Source organism: Vibrio profundi (assembly GCF_005281835.1).
Lineage (GTDB): Bacteria > Pseudomonadota > Gammaproteobacteria > Enterobacterales > Vibrionaceae > Vibrio > Vibrio profundi.
Map to the genome: position 1 here is coordinate 13,080 of NZ_RZIS01000016.1, position 21,701 is coordinate 34,780.

Annotated in this window: 15 protein-coding genes, 2 tRNA genes and 1 pseudogene; 10 read left to right on the forward strand and 8 right to left on the reverse strand. The window is 43.7% G+C overall.

Features of this window, described 5'->3' with window-relative positions:
• Positions 1–40: 40 nt before the first annotated feature.
• Positions 41–3,640: a pullulanase-type alpha-1,6-glucosidase gene (gene pulA, locus ELZ11_RS22700; RefSeq protein ID WP_374939846.1), complete on the forward strand. Its 3,600-nt coding sequence runs from the start codon at positions 41–43 to the stop codon at positions 3,638–3,640.
• An 83-nt stretch (positions 3,641–3,723) separates the two neighbouring features.
• On the opposite strand, the gene moeB is transcribed toward pulA, so the two are convergent.
• Entirely contained in the window at positions 3,724–4,476 is a 753-nt protein-coding gene (gene moeB, locus ELZ11_RS22705; RefSeq protein ID WP_137359666.1) for a molybdopterin-synthase adenylyltransferase MoeB, read from the reverse strand.
• Positions 4,477–4,484: 8 nt separating this feature from the next.
• Positions 4,485–5,720: a molybdopterin molybdotransferase MoeA gene (gene moeA / locus ELZ11_RS22710; protein WP_137359667.1), complete on the reverse strand. Its 1,236-nt coding sequence runs from the start codon at positions 5,718–5,720 to the stop codon at positions 4,485–4,487.
• Between the two features lie 173 nt (positions 5,721–5,893).
• On the opposite strand from moeA, the gene folE reads away from it, so the two are divergent.
• The 3 genes from folE (at position 5,894) to ELZ11_RS22725 (ending at position 8,694) form a co-directional block, all read left to right on the forward strand.
• A complete protein-coding gene (gene folE / locus ELZ11_RS22715; RefSeq protein ID WP_137359668.1) occupies positions 5,894–6,547 on the forward strand; it encodes a GTP cyclohydrolase I FolE in 654 nt (217 codons plus the stop codon).
• A 172-nt stretch (positions 6,548–6,719) separates the two neighbouring features.
• Entirely contained in the window at positions 6,720–7,226 is a 507-nt protein-coding gene (locus ELZ11_RS22720) for a hypothetical protein (protein WP_137359669.1), read from the forward strand.
• Between the two features lies 1 nt (position 7,227).
• A complete protein-coding gene (locus tag ELZ11_RS22725) occupies positions 7,228–8,694 on the forward strand; it encodes a sensor domain-containing diguanylate cyclase (protein WP_167494740.1) in 1,467 nt (488 codons plus the stop codon).
• On the opposite strand, the gene ELZ11_RS22730 is transcribed toward ELZ11_RS22725, so the two are convergent.
• The 3 genes from ELZ11_RS22730 to ELZ11_RS22740 all read right to left on the reverse strand — a co-directional run bounded on the left by ELZ11_RS22730 (position 8,677) and on the right by ELZ11_RS22740 (position 10,076).
• Positions 8,677–9,222: a hypothetical protein gene (locus tag ELZ11_RS22730; RefSeq protein WP_137359671.1), complete on the reverse strand. Its 546-nt coding sequence runs from the start codon at positions 9,220–9,222 to the stop codon at positions 8,677–8,679. The genes ELZ11_RS22725 and ELZ11_RS22730 overlap by 18 nt on opposite strands.
• Positions 9,215–9,754 carry a YaeQ family protein gene (locus ELZ11_RS22735; protein WP_137359672.1) on the reverse strand — a complete coding sequence of 180 codons (540 nt, stop codon included), beginning with the start codon at positions 9,752–9,754 and terminating at the stop codon, positions 9,215–9,217. Before ELZ11_RS22735 ends, ELZ11_RS22730 begins: the two co-directional genes overlap by 8 nt.
• 112 nt (positions 9,755–9,866) lie before the next feature.
• On the reverse strand, positions 9,867–10,076 hold the full coding sequence (locus ELZ11_RS22740; protein WP_004737278.1) for a cold-shock protein: 210 nt from the start codon (positions 10,074–10,076) through the stop codon (positions 9,867–9,869).
• Between the two features lie 440 nt (positions 10,077–10,516).
• Between ELZ11_RS22740 and arfA the strand changes: the two are divergent.
• A pseudogene (gene arfA, locus ELZ11_RS22750) lies at positions 10,517–10,660 on the forward strand (alternative ribosome rescue factor ArfA); the annotation flags it as partial.
• Positions 10,661–10,709: 49 nt separating this feature from the next.
• On the opposite strand, the gene ELZ11_RS22755 reads toward arfA, so the two are convergent.
• Complete coding sequence (locus ELZ11_RS22755; protein WP_137359707.1) at positions 10,710–11,873, reverse strand: threonine/serine exporter family protein; 1,164 nt, start codon at positions 11,871–11,873, stop codon at positions 10,710–10,712.
• Positions 11,874–12,093: 220 nt separating this feature from the next.
• On the opposite strand from ELZ11_RS22755, the gene ELZ11_RS22760 reads away from it, so the two are divergent.
• From ELZ11_RS22760 to ELZ11_RS22775, 4 genes are all read left to right on the forward strand, one after another.
• Complete coding sequence (locus ELZ11_RS22760; protein WP_137359673.1) at positions 12,094–13,665, forward strand: EAL domain-containing protein; 1,572 nt, start codon at positions 12,094–12,096, stop codon at positions 13,663–13,665.
• Complete coding sequence (locus tag ELZ11_RS22765; protein ID WP_137359674.1) at positions 13,658–15,034, forward strand: transporter substrate-binding domain-containing diguanylate cyclase; 1,377 nt, start codon at positions 13,658–13,660, stop codon at positions 15,032–15,034. The genes ELZ11_RS22760 and ELZ11_RS22765 overlap by 8 nt, the downstream gene beginning before the upstream one ends.
• A gap of 122 nt (positions 15,035–15,156) precedes the next feature.
• Positions 15,157–15,231, forward strand: a tRNA-Gly gene (locus tag ELZ11_RS22770).
• Between the two features lie 37 nt (positions 15,232–15,268).
• Positions 15,269–15,343, forward strand: a tRNA-Gly gene (locus ELZ11_RS22775).
• A 294-nt stretch (positions 15,344–15,637) separates the two neighbouring features.
• On the opposite strand, the gene ELZ11_RS22780 is transcribed toward ELZ11_RS22775, so the two are convergent.
• Positions 15,638–17,791 (reverse strand): TonB-dependent receptor, encoded by a 2,154-nt coding sequence (locus ELZ11_RS22780; RefSeq protein ID WP_137359675.1) that lies wholly within the window; start codon positions 17,789–17,791, stop codon positions 15,638–15,640.
• A 728-nt stretch (positions 17,792–18,519) separates the two neighbouring features.
• Complete coding sequence (locus tag ELZ11_RS22785; RefSeq protein ID WP_137359676.1) at positions 18,520–19,902, reverse strand: uracil-xanthine permease family protein; 1,383 nt, start codon at positions 19,900–19,902, stop codon at positions 18,520–18,522.
• A gap of 442 nt (positions 19,903–20,344) precedes the next feature.
• On the opposite strand from ELZ11_RS22785, the gene urtA reads away from it, so the two are divergent.
• Positions 20,345–21,625 carry an urea ABC transporter substrate-binding protein gene (urtA, locus tag ELZ11_RS22790; protein ID WP_137359677.1) on the forward strand — a complete coding sequence of 427 codons (1,281 nt, stop codon included), beginning with the start codon at positions 20,345–20,347 and terminating at the stop codon, positions 21,623–21,625.
• Positions 21,626–21,701 lie beyond the last annotated feature (76 nt).

A 21,701-nucleotide genomic window follows, 5' to 3' on the forward strand; every position in this document is an offset into this window, starting at 1 on the left:
CATATCCATTGCTTTAATAACTAACATATGGATATCTAACGTGGAACATAAGCATTTCAAACGAACGAGATTGGCAAAAGCTATTCTCCCTATCATGGCTACTTCTTTAATCATTGGTTGTAATTCATCAACTTCGGACTCTGTCGAAAGCGAAACCAGTTCGATGGTGAGGGTTTACTACAAGTCTTCTGCCAGTGCCTTGGCAAGCTCAGCTCAATCTAACGAGTACGATGGCGCGAGCTTATATGTATGGAACGACGAAACTTGCGGCGCGTATAGCGGAGGTAACCCTGATGCGAGTGATTGGAATAAAGGATTAGTACCAGACGGAGTGGATGGTGAATTTGGTGCTTATTGGGAGCTCGACGTGGACTCGACTGAAAGCAGCGAGTGCGTGAACTTTATTCCACGCGTCAATGGCGACAAACCATTGGGTGACTACAACGCTAAGGCCGATTTAAACCAAACCAATGATAACGGTGAGGTGTTCACTCAAGAGTCGGTTGCGGCCGTATACCCTGAGCTTATTACTTCTTCAGATGTGCCCGAATCACATATCCGAGTGTATATGAATACGCCAGACGGCGATGAAAGCACGTTTAATTTACATGTTTGGAATGAAGGCGAATGTAGTAGCTTGGAAGGGGCTGACACAAATTGGCCAGGCTTAGAGCTGACTGGTGTGAGTGATACTTACGGTACTTATTGGGATGTACCGTATTCGCAAGCATCTGGTTGCATCAACTTGATTCCAAATAACGGTGAATACCAAACGGCTAATCTGAAATTTGAATTTGATAAGACGACAGCCATTGGCAACCTTGGATTTATATTTAAAGGCACAGATAAGGTGTACTACGATGCTTTGTCTAACTTGCCTGAAAGCCAAGTTGAATTAGCAGGAGCAAGCGGTATCTTCGTTGATGGCACTACGTTGCTAATCAATAACAAAGACGCCACTGAGCTAACGTTGTACTTCTCTGAAACCGGAGATCTGGTGTTTGATGCCAAGAGTAAAGAAGTACTAAATGCGACTAAGACTGTTACCTCAACAACGAAAAGCAGCGATAGTTGGCAATCAGCAAAACCTCATCTTGCTAGCGACTTTACCGGTTTCGCATTTGACTTCACACAAGGAGGAGCAGCGCTAAAAGATTTACTTAAAGGGCAATTGTTGTTAGTTGCCAAAGACTCGACTGGTGTTGTTCAGGTAACTGAAGTACAGCCTGCCAGTGCGTTAGATGCACTCTACGCTGACGCTGCGAAAGGGTTGGAGTTTGGTGCTCTTATTAATGATGATGGCACCACGACATTTAGGTTGTGGGCACCGACTGCACAGTCAGTCAAATTGGTTCCTTACAACAACGCTAAGGAAAAGCAAACTGAAATAGCGATGGCTTTTGACTCGGTATCAGGTAGCTGGCTGGTGGAGGATACCGCGCTAACTCATGGGGACTATTATCGTTACGAAGTAAAAGTGTACCACCCAGCGACTGATAAAGTTGAAACCTATGAAGTGACAGACCCTTATTCATTAAGCTTGGCGATGAACTCCGAATACAGCCAAGTCGTAGATCTGACTAATTCTGAAGTCACTCCACAAGGCTGGGAAGCGCTGGTGGCTCCGCAGCCTCAAGATAACCCGGCTGAGTTTGTGTTGTATGAAGCTCATGTCAGAGACTTTTCTGCGTTCGATTCGTCTACGTCAGAAGCTAGCCGAGGCAAATACGCGGCGTTTAGTGAACCAGATTCTGCTCCAGTGAAGCATTTAAAAGCATTGCAACAATCTGGAGTGACGCATTTACATTTATTGCCTGTATTTGATATCGCGACAATAAATGAAGATCCAACTCAAGTGGCGAACATCAACGAACCTTTTAGTAAGTTATGCTCGCTGGACTCAACCGTTGTTAACGATAGTGATTTCGGAAGCTACTGCTCGGGTAGTGAAACTATTTCTGAGGTATTTACTGCATTGGTGGAGCAGGATTCGAAAGACAATGCGGTCGTACAGCGCTTAAACGGCCACGTTCGAAATGTTGATTCGTTCAACTGGGGTTACGATCCGTTTCATTACACAGTGCCTGAAGGCTCGTATGCTTCTGATGCTGAAGGGCTAACTCGGATCAAAGAGTTCCGTGAGATGGTAATGTCCGTTAAGCAAGACATCGGAATGAATGTTGTCATGGATGTTGTCTATAACCATACCAACGAATCTGGCGTGTCGAGCAAGTCTGTTTTAGATCGCATCGTACCTTGGTATTACCAACGTTTGAACGAATTCTCTGGTTCGGTCGAGCAATCGACATGTTGCTCAAATACCGCACCTGAGAATGAGATGTTCGCTAAGCTAATTGATGACTCGATTGTCACATGGGTAAAAGAGTACAAAATCGATGCGTTCCGTTGGGATTTGATGGGGCATCATCCACTTGCGCAGATCCAACAAACCTTAAGCGCTGCGCAAGCGGCAGATCCTAATGTCTACTTTTATGGCGAAGGTTGGAATTTTGGTGAAGTTGAGAATGACCGTATGTTCGTTCAAGCTACGCAACCTAACCTTGGTGGAACCGGAATCGGCTCGTTCTCCGATAGATTGCGAGACGCGGTCCGTGGTGGTGGCCCATTTGATAGTGAAAGTGCACTTCGTAAAAATCAAGGCTTCGGTAATGGACTCGCAGTGCAACCTAATGATTTAGCGGGGACGCCTAACGAAGACGATAGAAAAGCGGCTATGCATATCGCTGATCTGGTGAGGCTCGGTATGGCAGGTAATTTGAAGGACTTCGAGTTTACCGATAGTACGGATAAGGTTATCAAAGGTTCGGAATTAGATTACAACGGTCAGCCTGCTGGGTATGCGGTAGATGCTAGCGAAATTCAAAACTATGTTTCAAAGCACGATAACCAAACGTTATGGGACAATAATCAATATAAAATCCCTTATGACGTTGCAGCTCAAGACAGAGTAAGAATGCAGGCTGTCTCTTTATCAACAGCATTGCTTGGCCAAGGGGTGCCGTTCATTCATATGGGAAGTGAGTTCTTGCGCTCTAAATCGATGCAGCGCGATTCTTACGACTCCGGTGATTGGTACAACATGGTGGATTTCACCAAACAAGATAACAACTGGGATGTAGGTTTACCACGAGCTGATAAAGATGGATCAAACTGGGAAACCATAGAAGGTGTTATTGATCAATCTGGACAAGAAGCCAACCCAAGCGCTGAAAATATTGAAACGATGGATAAGTTCTTTAAGGAGTTAGTATCGCTAAGATCTTCTACGGGCTTGATGAGTCTGAACACCGGAACTGAAATCCAAAAACGTGTTCAATTCCATAATACTGGTTCATCGCAAACACTAGGGCTGGTGGTTATGAGCATTGATAACAGTGGCAGCAACTATGATGCCGATATTGATGCGCAGAGAGAAGGGATCATCGTTGTACTCAACGCTTCGCCAAACCAGCTAACAGCGTTTGAAGGGCTTGATGCAACGGGTTACGCATTGCATTCAATTCAGTCAGCGGCTGGCAATGATTCAATCGCGAGAAATGGCGATCAAACGGCTCAAGTGTCGGATAGTAAACTATCGGTACCGGCATGGTCGGTAGCGGTATTCGAAAAATTGAAATAAACCATTTCGCACAGGTAGAGAGTTACCCAGAAAATAAAAACCAGCCTCATGGGCTGGTTTTTCGTTTGGATGAAACCTATCTATTAAGGCTGGCAGACTTTACATGTCGGCATCTTCATTAGCTTCATTTCACGCCAGCTGAGAGACATCGCGTCTAAAATTAGCAGCTTGCCTGATTTTGGCTGACCGAAGTTAGCGATGACTTTAATTGCTTCCAAAGCTTGAGTTGCGCCAATAATACCGACGACCGGAGCCATCACCCCTGCCTCTACACATGTTAATGCGGCATTGCCAAATAGGGCACTTAAGCATTCATAACAAGGTGCAGTGTCATCTTGGTAAGTGAATACGCTAATTTGCCCTTCCATACGAATCGCAGCACCAGAGACTAACGGCGTTTTATTCGCATAACACAAACGGTTGAGCTGGTTACGAGTCTCGACGTTATCGCTAGCATCAAGGACTAAGGTATGTGATGCCACTAAATCGTTTAATTGCTCGTCACTTAGCCTTTGATCTACGGTCTCGATATCAAGGTGAGGGTTCAATATCGCAAGCGATTCAGCGGCAGAGTCTACCTTTTTCTTTCCGATATCCGCATCGGTATGCAGTACCTGCCTTTGAAGGTTTGATAGCTCAACTTTATCATCGTCAATGAGCGTCAGCTTACCCACGCCTGCAGTGGCGAGGTACTGAGCAGACGCGCAGCCAAGACCACCTGCACCAAGCACTAAAATCGAACTTTGCTTGAGCGCTTCTTGCCCCTCGAAATCAAACTGTTTGAGAATGATCTGTCGGTTGTAGCGAAGCATCTCAGCATCGGACAGTATTTCCATGAAAACCCTTAATAAAGTGTTGAATTAAACAGTTGAATTTGAACTGTCTCACCAACAGCCACGTTGCCTCGGTCTTTTTCAATAACGACAAAGCAGTTCGCTAGGCTCATAGAGCGGAATGCTCCTGAGCTTTGGTTGCCTGTCGTTTCAACCACAAATTGGCCATTCTCAATGCGATAGATACCGCGTTGGTAGTCGGTACGGCCCGGGCCTTTTTTGAAAGCAGATTGTGTAATAGCTGGGATGGACTCTGGAGCTTTCCATTCGCTGTGTCCTGCCAATTTAGCAAGCATAGGTTGAACAAGCACATACATGGTAAGTACTGCGGAAACTGGGTTTCCCGGTAGGCCACAGAACCAAGCGTTATCTAACTCGCCAAAAGCGAAGGGTTTACCTGGTTTAATTGCTAGCTTCCAAAAGCCGATCTGTCCAAGTTCTTCAAGGATATCCTTGGTGTAATCCGCCTCACCGACGCTAACGCCACCTGATGTGACGACGACGTCTGCGATTGCTTGCGCTTGATCGAACGTGTCTTTTAGTATTTGAGGGCAATCTGGAATGATACCTAGGTCAATCGCTTCACAGCCAAACGCTTCAATAAGTGGTTTGATACCGTAGCGGTTACTGTCGTATATCTGCCCGTCTGCCAGTGGCTCACCCAGTTTTTTAAGTTCGTCACCAGTAGAAAAGAAAGCCACTTTAGGTTTACGGACAACCGTGACGTGGCTGATACCTAATGAAGCGATCATTGGAATGTCACGAGGAGTAAGGCGGGCACCTTTTTGGAGAACAATGTCTCCTTGTTTTATATCATCGCCAGTAGGGCGGATATTGTTATTCAGCGAGATGTTGTCTTGCTGGATCTCGATACCATCGTCCGTAACCATGGTGTTTTCCTGCATGACTACGGCATCGCAGCCATCTGGGATCTTTGCGCCTGTCATAATACGTACGCATGTTTTCGCTGGCCATTCACCCTCGAACGGTTGGCCCGCAAAAGATTTACCAGCTAAAGGTAGTGTTTTTGTCAGTTCCAAATCGGCTAGGCGTAACGCGTAACCATCCATTGCTGAGTTGTCAAAAGGGGGAACGAAAATCGGAGAGAGTACATCTTCAGCAAGAACAAAACCAAGCGCATCTGCAAGCGGTAATGAAAGAGTTGATTGGATCGGTTGAATTGGCATTAGCATCTTATCCAATGCTTCTTCAATAGGCATCAAGCCAGGAGCGTCACAACAGCCCATAATTGAAATTCCTTTATAATTTTAATTTTTGGTTTAGCGTGTTTAATTCGAGATACTTTAGCATAAGTTAATAGTCTGAAATAATGACCTCCCTTAAAATATGGGTGTATTTATTCAAAATTCCGCGTATCCTTGTCAGCCATCCGAAAGGGGTAAAGTAAAGAGGAATAGGAATGTCAGGTCTTAGCGAATCAGCGAAGTTGGTTAAAGATGCGCTAGCAAGTCGCGGGTTGGAAACACCAATGAACCCGAACGATGTAAGCCGAGAAGAAAAGAAAGAACGAATCGAATACCATATGCGTGAGATTCTATCTTTACTTGAGCTTGACCTTTCTGATGACAGCTTAGAAGAAACACCGAGCCGCATTGCCAAAATGTACGTAGACGAAGTGTTCTCTGGTTTGGATTACAAAAACTTTCCAAAAATCACTGTCATTGAAAACAAGATGGATGTGAGTGAAATGGTTCGTGTGAAAAACATCACACTGACGAGCACTTGCGAACACCACTTAGTAACGATTGATGGTAAAGCTGCGGTAGCGTATATCCCTCGTGGCAAAATTATTGGCCTATCAAAAATCAATCGTATCGTACGTTTCTTTGCTCAACGCCCTCAAGTACAAGAGCGAATGACTCAGCAGATTTTAGTTGCTCTACAAACTCTATTAGAAACAGAAGACGTTGCGGTAACAATGGATGCGGTACACTACTGTGTGAAATCACGTGGTGTAATGGATGCGACTAGCGAGACCACGACGACAGCTCTGGGCGGTATCTTCAAGAGCAAACCAGCAACTAGACACGAGTTCCTGCACGGTTTACGTTAATCCTGCCCTAAAAATAGACAAACACTTTAAGCCCCAGCGAAATGCTGGGGCTTTTTATTTGCTCAAAGAAAAGGCAATTACCGATCATCTATATATAAAATAAACAAATATAAATAGTGGTTTTTATTTATAAATGTTATCTTCTTTCCACTTTTATTAAGCAATAGCATTCATGAAACCGATTGTCCTTACTTTGCTGTTAGGTGTTTTTTCATCAATTTCAGTATCTTTTGCCAGCTCATTAGCCGCTTTTCCAGCGGACTGGAAATCGTGGACAATGGTGAACGAAACCGTGAATGTTGGTCGAGATGTCAAACTTCCTGAAGGTACGCCGCTGTTTATTCAGCGTACAGTTTCTACGTACGATTGGATTAATGATGGCAAGGGAGCCGTTGTACATATTTATGTTCACCCTGACAAAGTCGCACAATACCAAACGCACGGGCCATATTTTGATGGGCCGACTGCTATCGCTGTTTACCAAGAGCCCGGCATTATGTTTGTGACAGAACATTACGCCAATATGCCTCTTTACGGCATTTATGATTTAGAAGGGCTCGACATTAGTCAGCAACATCCTTCTTTTGCTATTGAAGCTTGCATTGCGTGTCATGAGCAGTTTCAAGATATATGTGTGAATGGAACCTGTGGCGATCGTGTTAACGCCATCTTTGAATGATATGAGACGTAGATTCAGTTTAACTCAGCTTCTTTTTATTACTCACATGGCGTTGGTGGTATGGCTCGTTGGTTCTTTTAGCTATACCCGCTACATGAGTGAGTGGCATAACGAAATTGAATCAGAAGTTCGTTTAGCGAAGACATCATTACAAGTCATTTTGAAAGAAGTCTCTTTTGCTGCCGAAGGAAGAAATTACAATCATGTGGCAACTTCTGAAGCTTTAGCCTCTTATCGTGAAATCGATAACCTATTTTATTTTGAAGTGGATGCCCAATCTCGAGCAAACAAGAGCTATAAGATTGCGTGGCTGAAAAGTGCAGATGAAGTGTGGAATATGAATGCTTCTCTTGAAAATAGCAGCTCTTTAGAAGAACAAATACGGGCTTTAAAAGAGAAAGCGGCGACTGCACCTGAAACAGAACACTTCAAAATAAACTACGCTCTGGATAGGTTGATTGATAAGCAAGAACAGCTTATTAATCATGTTCGGTTGGAAAACCTATTCGGTAACCTCTACTTTCTTCCTGAATTCCCAGAAAATGATTACCTCCTCGATGGTCAAGCTTGCCTACTTTACGTAAAAATTCCATTACTAGGTAATACTGAAGGGTACGTGTGGGCTGTGTTTGATGCTGATGCATTGTCGACATTTAAAGTTGATACTCTTCAGTTGATTGTCCGAGAGGCCATCGTCGCGATTCTGTTTTCTATCGCTCTGATATTCTGGGCGACCAAGCGAATTATTCAACCAATTCACCGCTTAGCTCAAACAATGGAAGGCGATATTGACTCTATTGATGTCGACAGTATTCCAGAACGTGACCGTACGGATGAATTAGGTCAGTTAGCGCAACGCTATGCTTCGTTGATCAAGCGGATCCAAAGCCAAATGATGGGGCTAAGAAGGCAGTCGTTATTTGATGTGCTGACAGGGGTTTATTCTCGTTTCGCTTATGAAACTAAAGCGAATGTGGCCTTAGAGAACGCCAGAAGTAACAAGCGTTGGTTTGGCTTGATTGTGATTGATATCGATAACTTCAAAGCTTACAACGATGAATTTGGCCATGCGGTTGGCGATGAAGCCTTACAAATCGTCGCTAAAGCTTTAAGAGCGAGTATCAATCCTCATTCGGATAAAGTCTATCGCTTTGGTGGTGAAGAGTTTGTGGTTGTCTGTGAGAAGTCATCTTCAACATCGATTACTATGCTGGCGGAGCTGCTGCGTAAGAATGTGTGGCTTAAAAAAGTTGCGCACCCAAACAATGCTGATTTAGGTTATGTGACCTGCTCGGTGGGGGTATCGATGGCTGAATACACGGAAACGGAACTCAGCCTCAAGGCTTTGTTTAAGAAAGCCGATTTCGCTTTGTATCAAGCGAAAGATAGTGGCCGAAACCGAGTGGTTACCGCACCAGCCACCATGTGCAATATTATTAAATCTTGTTCTTCAGAAGAAGTTGAATAAGCGCTTAATTCTATCTAAAAGGCTATTGGGCTTAGCTTCTTGCTGAAACACTTCGAAACCTAAGTAATAGCTTTCCAAAAATGCGGTTCTTTGTTCGTCGCTAGTATCCACAATACTTTTGATGATCAGCTCCGATGTTGCCTGAGCATGATCATTCGCTAAGCTAAAGTCCATCCCTAGTCTACCTTGCAGATACAACCAAAGGTGAGTAATACACACTAAGCTAGATACTTGTGTATGCTTAAATTTACTCGCATGTTCTTTGCCCACTGACGATTCAAACACTTGCTGCATACCTTCACTGGCTTTGATTCCAGATTGATAACTGCTGGTTGCTTCGATGTGCAGTTTAGTTAGCAATCCTAACAGGATCTGGCGTTCGGAGTGCTCGGGTTTGTTGGCGCAAGCGCGTGTGAAGAAAGCGTCATTGGCGTTGAGTAAGCTTTGGTATTCGTCGTTGTATGTATTGTTAATAATACTGATGTTTTCTACACCAGCATTATTAAAACACGCCTGTAGGCTAGTCATTTTCTTGCAGTTCTTCCCAGGTTACTTCACAAGATTGTGTGTCGCTGTTTACGAAAGCTGAATTGCCCGAGAGCATTACTGATAAGTCCATGGTTCTTTGAATCATCGAAGCCATTTGCTCGATGCCATCGTTATCCAGTCGCGTGATAGCCGCGGATAAATACCCGAATTTACCTTTGTTCTGTTCCCACCAAACATTTGATTTGGTGTTAAAGCTATATACCTTAACGGATTTGGCTAATCGCGTTGCTTTTTTAACGCGCTCGGGATCTGGTTCACCAACATCAATCCATTGTTCAATTTGATCGTCTAAGGTTTTTTCCCAAAGATCGGGCTCTTCAATAGAAGACAAGCCTTTAGTGAACTGAAGTTCATGAGAAGCATTCAAGCAGAACGCTAAAACTCTAGCCATCATACGTTGGTCATTCTCGGAAGGGTGCTGAGCAACAGTTAGGTTGAAAGAGTCGTAATAGTCACGATTCATATCCGTTAATGAGATACGGAATTTGTATATGGTAGGTTTTAGAGCCATGGGTTTTTCTTTGAAATAAGAGAGAGGGAGATACTACCCTAAATTGCTGAACTGCGGGCAAAAAAATAGCCAGCAGAGGCTGGCTATTTTTAGAAAGCTTTAAGGTACTAAATTAAAGTACTTTGATGCTGTCAGCTTGTGGGCCTTTTTGACCTTGAGATACTACGAACTCAACTTTTTGACCTTCAGCAAGAGTTTTGAAACCTTCGCCAGTGATCGCAGAGAAGTGTGCGAATACGTCTGGACCGTTTTCTTGTTGAATGAAGCCGAAGCCTTTAGTTTCGTTGAACCATTTTACTGTACCAGTAACTGTGTTAGACATAATCATTATCCTAATAATATAAATTGTGTTGCGCCATGTGTGGCACCGATAGCGTGGAAAAGTTGATTGCTATTGCGTACAACACCACGGGGTTACAAGTAATCCAACGAAATGTTTATATACAAAGAACTTTCTTTCTAGCCGCCATTGAGTCTAAATCAATTGGGTTGAGAGTCAACGAATAGTAAGGAGAAAAGTTGGATAAATTTGGAGGCTGTCAAACTTTGGTGTCCTTAAATATCATAAGGTTACAATCGTATGACGTTTTCTAATCAATTAAATTAAAACAATTGATACAAATAGATTATTATTGTCTTGAACGAGTCAATTAATGACTAATTCGTTAACAAAAGAGAGAGTAAAAAATGGGTAAAACTAAATCTAAGAAGCGCTCACGGCAACCTGAGCCCTGTGAAGTTCAGCATCAGCTAGAGCATGAAATGAATCGGGGAGAAATTAAGGAAAACGCACTTAAAGCCGTGGTCACTAGTCAGTTATTTAGAACAAGAATTGTAAAAGCGAAAAAAGGAAAAGGGAGTTTCGAGCGCAAGGCGAAACATAGAGGCAAAGAGCCCTATTCAAAAGCAGTTTAATCGCTGGGTTTGAATAGGGCTTTTGTTTAATAGGGGGAGGCTATCTTTCTACCTTAGGTGAATAAATGGAGTAGGCGGTAATTTGCCCTGCAACAATCGCAGAAAACATAAACAAAGCAGATAAACCGATACTTGGAATTGGCAAAATGGACTGCTCGAATACTGACTGACTGGCGCTGACTAATACGCGACTACCCGGAACCAAAATAATAATGCCTTGAACAATATAGATGGAGCCGGTTAAGTCCAATCGCTTGGCAATCCAAGTCCCATATAGTGTGATTAATACGGTAGTGATCCAAGTCCCTACAACCCAGCCGCTGTCAAAGCCTAAGTAAAATGGCCCCCACATCCCTAACACCGCAACAGGCAGACCAAGTAATATATCTGTTGGTCTAGCATTGAATATCACGCCGATAGACACCGAAATCAGCACCAATCCGGATATGTGCATCCAGGTCGGGACTTCATTGGTGTAGGAAATGGATTCAGCCTGCCCCCAAAGCGCCTCGCCTATATTCAGGCCCATGACAATTCCCACGAACAGCTTTATCAATGTCAGCGCACTTTGCCCGAGTAGACTGGTTCCAGAGACCAAATCATTAAAGGCTAAACACTCTAAAGAGTTAGCTATCGACAATCCGGGGACAAATAACACAATGGCGGCAATACAAAGCGCCCAAACTGGTATCGGCATTCCGGTGCTTGCAAGAAATGCGACAAAAATACCCGTAACCAATGCAGAAATAAATTCGGCGGCGATAGCTCTGCGAGAGTGACAAATCTGCTGGCACAGCCAAACCATGAATCCCAATAGAACAGAGAAGCCAACAGCCTCAAGTGTGCTGCCTACTAGCATTAGGTATGCAGGTGGAATCCCCATGTTCGCCAATGCGTTAACGAACTTTGAATAACCAACAGGCTCGGGTACAGGCTCGCTGCTCGGTTGATTAATTCGAATAATAGTATTCGCCAGTAAACTTAAATTGATTGAAGCAGGTTTCAAGCGTTTGAGAACTACAGCGTTGTTGTCATCAGGGAATTGATAATTAATTGCGGTAGGAGTGGCTTGGATCATGACATCCACACCGTGCTTTCTAGCGTAGTGCTGCGTGTACTTTTCTAGTTTGTAGGGAGCGCAACCACTTCGGTGAAGGGTGTCGCCAATCTCAACGATTTTATTAATTCGGTACTGCGAAGGCATGGTCGTTTCAGGGGTGAAATTATGTGCGGCAAATGTAGCAGAGCTCAAACCAATTGACGAGCAATTTGAACGGTTTAAATCAGACTTTTTTAGCAATTCTAGAATGATTCTTATTCTGCCCTAAAGAAGTAGAAAAATTGTACTACGCTTATTGTTAATAACTCTAATAAGTTCATAGTTTATAAAAAATATTTGTGGGTTCTCGCTGATAGGAGTGAATTTGAAAACGAACGTAAGTGTGCGTGAGTTAAGCATTTCGATGACGATAACCGCACTCATTTTCCTTGCTTCTTCAATCGCTATCTCTCAAATATTCGCCTATCAAATTTTACAGCGGACTAAGATAGAAGCGGAGCATATATTAGGTTTTGCCACCCAAACTCGTGATGAGATTACGACCAGCTTATCTACCCTAAATAACCTCAAACTTTCCGAATGCACAGAACAGAATTTACTTGAGATGCGTAAGGTACTTTTTCGCTCTCAGTTTATTAAAGATATCGGCTTTTTTATCGAGAATGATTTAGTTTGCACAACAGGATTGGGGATGCTTAAGGTTCCTTTCAAAGATGCGGTTGCAGCGGATATCGTGTCTGATGATGGGATCGAATATTGGCACCTGCAAAAGCTGTTGTTCTTCAACCAAGAACACTCGGGCTTGATCGCGAGGAAGACTAATTACAATGTAGTTATCGATCCTGAATTTATAACCAACCTACTAGGAAAAGAGTATCGCTGGGAAATGTACTTCCAAGGGGCTAACGAACGCTATTCCTGGGCGGGAGAGCAGGGGATTGCTGACAATGTCACGGCAATGGACTCGTTTAACTACTGGGGAGGCTCAACCGTTGCTGTAACTCTATGTGATGACGGTGGCCGTTTGTGCGTCGCGGTCAAACCTAAACTCCTTAGAAATTCACAGCACCCTCCTTTATTGATAGAGCTTACGCTCGTTGTTTCTATTTGCTTGGCCATTTTTGGGTACTTGCTTAGCCGTAAATACTACCGACTACAGCGAACCACAACCGCAAGAGTGAAGCGTGCCCTAGTTGAGCAAAGTTTCTATTGTGTCTATCAACCGATTGTTGACTTAGAGGACGGCAGTACAGTTGGGGCAGAAATGCTAGCACGCGTCGAAGATAAATACGGCGCGATGACGCCAGATGAGTTCATCCCTGTGATCAGCAAGTTGGATAAAACTTGGCAATTTACTGAGTACTTGATGAAAACAGCCATGACAGAAATGAATGAGCTAGTGGACGCTAAATTCAAACTTAGTATGAATGTCTACCCCAAAGATATTGCCAGCAGCGAAGTTGAAAAGGTTACTCAACTTACCGAGTTCAAAAATTTCAGAGGGGCAGTTACTTTAGAAGTAACCGAAAGCGAGTACCTTGAAGGGGAAGGGGCGTCTTATACCATTAGCCAGCTACAAAGCCATGGAATAGATATCGCTATTGACGACTTTGGTACAGGCTATTCTAATTTGAACCAGCTCAGAAAGATAAATAGCCAAGTCCTGAAAATTGATCGAAGTTTCGTGATTGATATGGAAGATGGCGCAATTCGTTCTTCATTGATTCAACATATTGTCGACATTGCACGAAGTGAAAGAATGCGTCTAGTTGCTGAAGGGGTAGAAACCGCAGTACAGCACCAAGCGCTGAAACAAATGGGGATCGAGTATGGGCAAGGCTGGGCATTTGGTAAGCCGATGAGAATCGCAGAGTTTACTAAATACTTAAATCAAGACAGTACTAGTGTTCTATTGCAGGACGAGCAGTATGGTTAACCTAGCCAAGCCGCTATATCTGGTATTGTTTACTATCTTGATTGGGTGGTCGATTAAGGCGGTTTACGCTCATGAGCAAGACAAGATCACGGTCGCTAACTCTAAGGCATGGAAACCCTTTTCTTACCTTGATGAAAGCGGCAACCCCAGTGGAATATTAATAGATTTTTGGAAAGCCTACTCTGAAAAATCAGGCGTTGAAATCGAGTTTGTTCTTACAGACTGGGGCGCTTCGCTAGAACTTGTTCGAGACAATAAAGCGGATGCACATGCTGGCTTGCTGTGGTCGGCACCGCGAGATGAGTATTTGGATTACAGCGATACACTATTCTCGATAGATACCCATCTATTCATGGTTCAAAAGTACATAGGCACCGACTTAAACTATTTCCTTCAAGATGACGACAGCGCTTCCGTTGGAGTGGTCGAGGGTGGGTACGAGCAGTATTTTGCCGAAAAGAATTTTCCCAATTTGAGGCTGAATCTTTTCTCCAATAATGAATTAATGATCAATGCAGCAATGAATGGCGAGATAACCGCCTTTATTGCTGACACTCAAGTCGCCAACTTTTACCTTTATTCATCTCACAATGAAGTGAAGGTCGCGCCCGTTATGTTCTTGTATTCTGGAGACATCAAAATTGCGGTCGCTGAAGGCAATCAAAAGCTATTACACATGCTTGAAAGTGGCTTCAGCCAAATCTCACGCTCTGAGCGGGACCAGATCCTGAGTAAATGGATGCACATTCAAACAGTTTACCCACCTTATCTGATCCCTAGTATCGCCACAGTGATTTTCGTCATGGTGATCTTTTATGTTTTCCAACTCAAAAGCACGGTAAAAGAACGAACGATTGAGCTTGAAAAAGCAAACCGAGAGTTGGTTCGAGTGGCAAATACGGATGAACTGACCGGGATTAGTAATCGACGCCACTTTTTCTACGAACTTGAGCGGTTAGACATTGGCTTAGCCTCTGTCACTTTGATGGTGTTTGACATTGATGACTTTAAATACGTCAATGATACCTACGGGCATAATGTTGGCGACTTGGTAATTAAGGAAGTCGCACATAGGGCGGATAGTTCTTTGGGCTATAAAGATATCTTTGCGCGTATAGGAGGCGAAGAGTTTGCAATTGTTTCGTTTGGACTTGATAAGCGGGTGGCGTTAGAAAAAGCACAAGCGATATGCGATGCGATTGGCAAAAATCCGTTTCAACTTGACGACATGTCACTGTCTGTCACCGTAAGCATTGGATGTGCTTACTATGCAAGACAACCTGAGGTAATTTTGCTTCATGATGCGGACCAACTTATGTATCAGGCAAAACAATCAGGTAAGAACCAAGTCACACTTCAACGCTTCTAATCCTTAAGAAGTGCCTAAAAAACCTGCGCTGTGTTGGTTATGTAACCGCTTAGATAAAAAATCAAAGAAAAAGGTTTCGTTTTCAGTTAGATGTGGCATTATCAATCTCGTTAAGACGATGTGCGTGCATCGTATAATGGCTATTACCTCAGCCTTCCAAGCTGATGATGCGGGTTCGATTCCCGCTGCACGCTCCAAGTCTTTTCCTTGCTTTGTCTTACCACAAGACACTATGCGTGCATCGTATAATGGCTATTACCTCAGCCTTCCAAGCTGATGATGCGGGTTCGATTCCCGCTGCACGCTCCAATAGCTCATCTCGAGTGATAATTCCCCTTACTTAGTAAATTAATTCCAGATACTTTTAAGATAATTGAATTAACCCGATTTCACTCTTATCGCGTTCTAACTCAGCTCGTATATACCTAACATATCCCCCAATCTTTTAATCTGTATTCACATACGAGTAACTCGTTTTTGCGTTACTGCCGATGTTTCTTGTATCTGAACTGGGGCAATACACCCGACAAGATTCTTCTATACCAATACAAAAAAGCCCGTGCGCTTCATGGAAGGCACGGGCTTTTATTTATGTCGATTTAATTAGAAATCAAGTTCATAGCTTAAGCTAAAGGTACGTCCACGGCCTGAGAAGTAGTAAGAGCTGTGATTACGAATTTGACTAAAGTAATTCACGTATTGCTCATCCATTAGATTTTCAATACCAAACGCAATGCGACCTTTATCCTTCATATCGTAGTGAGTGCTCAGATCAACCAGACCATAGCCATCGAAGTTTTGCTCTGCACCAACATCGTTTTGCGCTTTGCTACGATCAAACAGGTGATTGTATTGAATGCGGCTCATCAATGTGTCCGAGAAGCTGTGGTTTACCGCCAGTAGTAAACGATCTGGTGTCAGGTTCTTTAGATCCATGTCTGAATCTACATTACCGTCACCAGTGGTATCGACTTCACCTTCAACGTGTGCGTACATTGCTTGTACTTGCGTTGAATCTAGTAATTGGTAAGTAGAGGTTAGCTCATAGCCCATGATGTCAGTGCGTTGACGTTCTACATCGTAAGTACCGTTGTCATTCAGCGCTAAGTTAGCACCGTCTTTAGCAATAGATACGTAAGCACTTGCGCCTAGGAATAGTCGTTGGCCGCGGTAGGTAATACCTGCTTCATAGTTATCAGTAACAACAGGCTCAACAGCTGGCATGTCATTGAAGTCGATTGGTGTACCAACTTGACCAGGGTCGCTAGCACCGATCCAGTTGCCACGTAGAACACGGCCGATATCTGGTAATCCAAACCCTTGGTTGAAGCTTGCAAAAGTACTGAACTCATTAGTGAAAGTATAAACTGCACCTAAGTTAAACACTGCTTTTGAAGAATCTTGCGTACCGCCGATGATCTCAGAATTGTGGCCATCAACACCGTAACCGTAAATGGTTTGACCATCGCTCACTTTTACGCGAATACTTTCAAATCTTACACCGCTTGATAAACGTAATGCGTCTGTTACTAAGAAGTCACCTTGGACGAAAGGTGCCAGGCTGTAGTATTCCATTAGTGGAGTTACGTTTAAGCCTGATTGCTCTAAGGTTTGCTCAGTTTGATCGTGCAAGCCGTCTAGTCCAACGACCCAGGTGTCGTCCATTTCTAGAATATCGTAGGTTTCATAGCCAAGTTTAAAGCCAGTTTTTTGTGAAGAGATCGTACCTTGGTCAGCGACTTTTGTTTCTGTTGGGTACCAGGTAGCTTCACCAAAAATAGCGTCATAGTTTTGGTAGAACATCTGCGCAGTTAAGATGCCATCTCCAAGACCTAAGTGGCTGTATTTTAGGTTGAATAGCTGAGCTTCGTTACTTACTGGCTCACCCGATGGTGACCCCGGTTCAACGGTGCCCGGAATACCCGCATCAAAATCGCCCTTTACGGCTTTGTAGTTGCCATTCGCTTCAATGGTGTAAGTGTTGGCTGTTAATTCGACACGTTGATCGCCATCGTCAAAGTTGTAACCACCTTTGAAGAAAATATCAGTCGCTGTGCTGTCTTGAGTCTCGCCTTGAATATCGTTCATGCCAATTGGGTTACCATTACCGTCGTAGTAAAGGCCTTGTTGATCCCATGAACCGCCGAAAAACAGGTCGAATTCTTCATCGTGCTTGCTCACGTTGTAGAACACCTTGCCACCAGTACCGTCTTCTTCGAAATTAGAAGTCACACGTGTACCGATAGTCTGTTTCCAATCATCACCCGGCTTCGCACCTTTCGTGATGTAGTTGATGATGCCACCTGTCGCGCCCATCCCTTGAACGGCGCTTGCACCATTCACGACTTCAATACGCTCAATCATAGACGGGTCGATGGTGTAGCCGTATCGGTTGCCGTTACGCAGAGGGTTGATTTGAGGAACGCCATCAATCATGACTAGCGCTTGGCGGCCACGTAAGTTTTCACCTTGGTTCGACATCTTTTGACGGCTTGGCGTCATGCCTGGTACTAAAGTCGCGATAACGCTAGTTAGATCATCTGAAATGATCGATTGCTGTTCGATTTGTTCTGAATCAATAACCGTGACTGCGCCTGCAATCTTATCTGGAGATTGAGAGTAACGGGTAGCTGTCACCACTAACGTTTCTTGAGCTGCAAGGGCTTCTTCGGAAGTTGAAGATTCGGCAGCGATTACATTAGTGATTGAAAGCGTAAGTAGCGATAACGCAAATGGGAACTGAAGTTTGGTCTTCATGTTTATGCCTGTGTCTAGGCCGCTAGAGCAACCTTTTATTAGTGTGTTAGGCAACAATCGACTCAGTAGACATGAGAATGTTCACGCTATGCTGTTTGGATACCAAACTTCATATAGCTAGGTGAAGAGGGGGCGATGGCAGAGCTAACTGCTTATCTAAATCCACTGATAATTGATGCTTTAGCTTTTTTTCATTCGTCTGTAGCCGCTGCTATTGAAGCTGGCATATCTAGAAAACCACTGTCTGTTCTGATGCTTAGAGTGCAGTATCACTGCTAAGTATCAAGTTTCTAGGTGTATACAAATGTCTCGCGGATGTTAATTAAAATGATAATGATTAGCAATTGATAATTTGTTCATTAAAGTTGTTTGCTTAAGAATTAACCTTAATGAATATGATGTATTGATTGAGTGAATGGTGTGACTCTTTGACGTCGCGCTGTGGTGAATGTATGGGTTGTTCATTACCGCACTTGTAGCCTTGTTAGAACGAACAGAATGGGTGGAACTTCTGGGGCTAGGGGGATTTCCCACCTGGTTTGAAATCAAGGAAAAGGTGAGATTATGGCAACGCATGGTGGGGAGCGGATCTGAGCCTCGTGTGCGTTTAATAAAGCCAGCATACGCTCATTTCAATGGATTTTCGTTGTAAACCTCAGCGGTTAGGTGAAAGAAACCACCAACGATTGAATATTGTTGGTGGCTTTTATTCGACAAGTGAAAGTTGGTTAGCTTGTAGAGGACGCGTTTACTAGTTCGCGCTCATTTTCGATCGTGGGTGCTGTGTCCTTTAAGATCAAACTCATCATAATGGCGCACAATCCGCTTGTTGTGACCGCTGAACCAAACACGCTTTGTACGAGTTTTGGCATTTCTTGTAATAGATTTGGAACTAGCATGACGCCAAGGCCCATACCAAAGGAAACGGCCATGATCATCAGCTTTCTCCTATCGAGTTGCTCGGTGGCAAGAATTTTAATCCCAGCTGCGGCCACGGTACCAAACATGACTAAAGTAGCGCCTCCAATCACAGGTTTAGGTATCGACATCAAAATAGAACCCACAATAGGGAAGAGGCCTAGAACCACTAAAATTAGCGCGACAAAGTACCCCACATAACGGCTGGCGATACCCGTTAAATGAATCACGCTATTGTTCTGGCTAAAGGTCGTATTTGGAAATGTATTGAAAGTCGCAGCAAGTAGTGAATTGACACCGTCACCCAGAATCCCGCCTTTTATTCTTGCGAGGTATTGTGGCCCCTTTACCGGTTGTTTTGAAAACATGCAGTTCGCGGTGATATCACCGGTCGACTCAATGGCAGTAATTGCGTAAATCACGGCAATTGGGATAAACGCATACAAATCAAAACTAAAGCCAAATTTAAAAGGGGTAGGTACACTGATAAGAGGTTGATTAACGATTTCTGGCAGGTCGACCTTACCCATCCAAATCGCGGCTACATAACCGATGGCTAAGCCAGCGAGTATTGCTGATAGCCTTACTACTAACAAACCAGAACGGTTTAATACGATGATGGTCGCCAATACTATCGCTCCTAAAGCTAAGTTAGATAGCTGCCCAAAATCTTTGGCATTGAATCCACCAGCGATATCAGTCATACCGACTTTTATCAAAGAGATACCGATAGTCGTTATTACAATGCCAGTAACTAAGGGAGTGATTATTTTCTTTAGTTTGTCGATAAACTGAGAAATAGCGATCTCAATAAAGGCTCCAACGAAACACACTCCTAAGATAAGAGAGAGAATCTCTTCTGGGCCTCCGCCCTTAGACTTCGCAATAAAACCAGCCGCGAGCACTGAGCTTAAAAAAGCAAAACTGGTGCCCTGTACGCAGATCATCCCAGCCCCTATAGGGCCGATACGTTTGGCTTGTATAAAGGTACCAACACCGGACACGATTAACGCCATGCTAATTAGATAGGGAACGTGTTCACCTAAACCCAATACGCCACCGATGATCAATGTCGGAGTGATTATCCCAACAAAGCTCGCGAGCACGTGTTGTAGCCCGGCGTACATTGCTGCACCAATTTCGGGTTTGTCATCCAGTTCATAAACTAGTTCCTTGTTTCGTACATTATCCATGTATATTTCCTTGTATCACCAATTGTTCACAATAATTACTATCAGAGTGTGCAATTAATGAACCATGAACGAGGTTTATGATTAAGTTAATTAATATCAATGATTTACTGGGTAGTTGGTGATTTTTCATGAGCGAAGCTGTTCGCAATTGGTGCAACGGTAGCAATGCACTGCGTACTTATGGCGCACACGTTTTTCGCCTTACGAATAAGATAACTATTACATTCAAACATTTTATTTCGAGTCATCTCACTGTTTTGGTGAGTTTCCTGTTTGTTATGAACCAAAATGCAGCAAAGATGCATATGACCACTTAGTAGTGGGAATCTAGGTTGATTGTCTAATTCTTTATATTTCAATTGGTTAAGATGATATTCCTCGAAAGTTTATATCTGGCAGTCTTCTTGCTCTAGGAATACCTAGTCATTACAAGGAGATAGAAATGAACAAAATAGTAAAGCTGAAACTCGCCGCGCTCAGTGCCATGGTTTCCCTATCCACTTCTGTGTATGCCCAAGAGACCATTAAAGTCGGTGTACTGCACTCTCTTTCCGGAACCATGGCGATCAGTGAGACAACCCTAAAAGATACGGTGTTGATGCTGGTGGAAGAGCAAAATAAAAAAGGAGGTTTATTAGGTAAACAGCTTGAAGCCGTTGTTGTTGACCCTGCATCGAATTGGCCACTATTTGCAGAGAAAGCCCGTGAGTTGATTGAAAAAGAAAAAGTAGACGTCGTGTTCGGTGGTTGGACTTCGGTGTCACGTAAATCCATGCTGCCTGTATTCGAAGAGCTCAATAGTATTCTTTTCTACCCGGTGCAATACGAAGGGGAAGAGTCTTCCAAAAACGTTTTTTATACCGGTGCTGCGCCTAACCAGCAGGCGATTCCTGCGGTTGATTACTTAATGGATGAATTGGAAATAGAACGTTGGGTACTTGCGGGAACAGATTACGTTTATCCTCGTACAACCAATCGTATCTTAGAGGCTTACCTAAAAAGCAAAGGCGTTAGTGACGACGATATCATGATCAACTACACACCGTTTGGTCATTCAGATTGGCAGTCTATAGTATCGAATATCAAAAAATTCGGTTCTGAGGGTAAAGCCACTGCGGTGGTTTCCACCATTAATGGCGATGCAAATGTGCCTTTCTATAAAGAGTTAGGGGCACAAGGGGTGTCATCTGAAGATATTCCCGTGATTGCGTTTTCGGTCGGTGAGGAAGAGTTATCCGGCATGGACACGTCAGCGTTAGTCGGCCACTTGGCGGCGTGGAATTATTTCATGAGCGTTGATACTCAAGCGAACAACGAGTTTATCGAAACGTGGCAGCAATTCATCAAGAGCGAATCTCGCGTCACCAATGATCCGATGGAAGCGCATTACATTGGTTTCAACATGTGGACACAAGCGGTAACGAATGCGGGTACGACCGATCCTGAAGCGGTGCAAGATGCGTTAATCGGTGTTTCAGTTCCAAACCTGACTGGCGGTTATTCAACTATGCTGCCAAATCATCACATTACTAAGCCAGTTCTGATCGGTGAAATTCAAGACGATGGACAGTTCGACTCAGTTTGGGAAACAACAGGCCTTATCGCCGGTGACGCTTGGTCGAGTTATTTACCGGGTTCTAAAGATCTTTACTCTAGTTGGAGCAAGCCATTTTCATGCGGCAGCTTTAATGTAAAAACCAATAAATGTTCAGGTTCTAACTAATCCTTTTTTCCCCACCTGTGTGCACTTTCAGGGTGGGGTTTTTTATTTATAACTATAAAATTTCAGGACGTCAGAA